We start from the raw sequence: 2173 nt of genomic DNA on the forward strand, positions 1-2173 counted from the left end.
TCACCAACCCCATCCGCCGCATCGAGGCGGGCGCCAGACGAGTCGAGGCTGGCGAGCGGGATGTGGTGTTGCCTGAATCGTCGAGCGACGAGCTCGGTCGTTTGGCGCGTGCCTTCAATCGAATGACGACCGCGCTCAAAAGCCGGGAATCCGAGCTGCACGCGCATGCTGCCACCCTGGAGCAGCGTGTCGCGGAAAAGACACGCGAGCTCGACCTGAGGGCAAGCGAGTTGGCCCGGTCGAACATCGAGCTGGAGCGCTTCGCCTATGTCGCCTCGCATGACTTGCAGGAGCCGCTGCGAATGGTGGCAAGTTATACCCAACTGCTTGGCAGACGTTACAAGGGACGGTTGGATGCCGATGCCGACGAGTTCATCCATTTTGCCGTGGACGGCGCTGCGCGGATGCAGGCATTGATCAACGACCTGCTGGTCTACTCACGTGTCAGCACGCAGGGCAGCGCGTTCGAGGCGATCGATTGCAACCTTGTGGTCGAGCGCGCCTTGACGAACCTCAAGGCGGCGCTGATCGAGAGCGGCGCAATCATCCGAAAGTCCGAACTGCCGAAAATCGATGCCGATCGATTCCAGTTGGTCCAACTGTTCCAAAACCTGATCGGCAACGCCATCAAGTTCCGTGGCGAGCGCGTCCCGGAAATTGACATCGCGGCGCGGCGAGACAGCGGGGAATGGTTATTCTCGATCGCGGACAATGGTATCGGGATTGATGCCAAGTACATCGAGCAGCTTTTCGCCGTTTTCAAGCGCTTGCACACACGGGCCGAATATCCGGGGACCGGCATCGGTCTCGCCATTTGCAAGAAAGTCGTCGAACGCCACGGCGGCCGAATTTGGGTCGAATCCGAGGTCAACCATGGCTCGACCTTCTTCTTCACGCTTCCCTGCCGGGATATAGAGGACACTAGCCAAGCACGGAAGTTGGCTCCAACATCTTCGGCACCTCAAATGGATACGGTATGAACATCAACTCGACTGAACGCGCCATCAACATCCTCCTCGTCGAAGACAATCCAGGCGACGCTCGGCTCACGATCGAGGCGTTGCGAGACGCAAAGGTGCGCAATGAACTCAACGTCGCGCAAGACGGAGTCGAGGCCATGTCAATGCTACGGCGGGAAGGGCGCTACGCCGACGCGCCACGTCCTGACCTGATCCTGCTTGATCTCAATCTGCCCCGAATGGACGGCCGCCAGGTTCTCGCCGAAATCAAGGCGGACGAAAACTTGCGGCGTATCCCGGTTGCGGTGCTGACCACTTCGCAGGCCGAGAAAGATATCCTGACCAGCTACAACCTGCATGCCAACTGTTACATCACCAAGCCCGTCGACCTGGATGAATTCGTACGCGTGGTACGGGGCATCGAGAACTTCTGGCTCTCGATTGTGAAGCTACCGCCGGAGTAATGCGAGTTGAGCGAAAGCCCGTTAAACATACTCCTCGTTGAAGACAATCCCGGTGATGCTCGGCTGATCCGGGAACTGCTCGCGGAAGGCAGTGGCACGAGCTTCGTGATCTCTGAAGTGAATCGGTTGGCCCATGGCCTCGAGCAGTTCGCCGACCAGAGCTTCGATCTCGTATTGCTCGATTTGTCTCTCCCCGACAGCACGGGTTTGGACACGCTTCGGCGGTTTCAGGCGACAGCCCCCGACGTCCCGGTCATCGTGCTGACCGGCCTCAACGACGAAGGATCGGCGATTCAAGCGGTTCGCGACGGCGCTCAGGACTATCTCGTCAAGGGGCAAATCGACGGGCAGCAAATTGTGCGCGCCATTCGCTATGCCCGGGAGCGCCATAGGATGGTGCTGCAGATAAGGGACTTGTCGCTCGTCGACGACCTTACCGGCCTTCACAACCGCCGTGGCTTCGCAGTGCTCGCCAGAGAGGTGGTGAAGCGCGCCGCCAGGACCGGAACGGGGTTGGTGGTGACCTTCGTCGATCTGGACGGCATGAAGCACATCAACGATTATTTTGGCCATGAGGCGGGTGACCGGGCGTTGATCAGGACCGCGGAGGTTTTGCGTTCCGTCTTCCGGGAGTCCGATGTGATCGCCAGAATCGGTGGCGACGAGTTTATCGCGATGGCAGATGGCGTCGACGGGACAGCCGTCGAACTTCTCCGTCGCCGCCTCACGAGCGCCGTGGAAGATCACAAT

General features: G+C 59.6%; 3 protein-coding genes. All 3 read left to right on the forward strand.

Translation table 11 applies throughout. The features are described from left to right. Window positions 1-980, forward strand: a 980-nt coding sequence (locus EOA29_RS33990) for an ATP-binding protein (protein ID WP_145969973.1), incomplete at its 5' end; no start/stop codon positions are given. Next, on the forward strand, window positions 977-1423 hold the full coding sequence (locus EOA29_RS33995; protein ID WP_126093378.1) for a response regulator: 447 nt from the start codon (window positions 977-979) through the stop codon (window positions 1421-1423). The genes EOA29_RS33990 and EOA29_RS33995, both read left to right, overlap by 4 nt. A gap of 6 nt (window positions 1424-1429) precedes the next feature. Further along, the coding region (locus tag EOA29_RS34000; RefSeq protein WP_127222234.1) for a diguanylate cyclase at window positions 1430-2173 on the forward strand (744 nt) is incomplete at its 3' end.

The organism is Mesorhizobium sp. M1E.F.Ca.ET.063.01.1.1 (genome assembly GCF_003998155.1).
Lineage (GTDB): Bacteria > Pseudomonadota > Alphaproteobacteria > Rhizobiales > Rhizobiaceae > Mesorhizobium.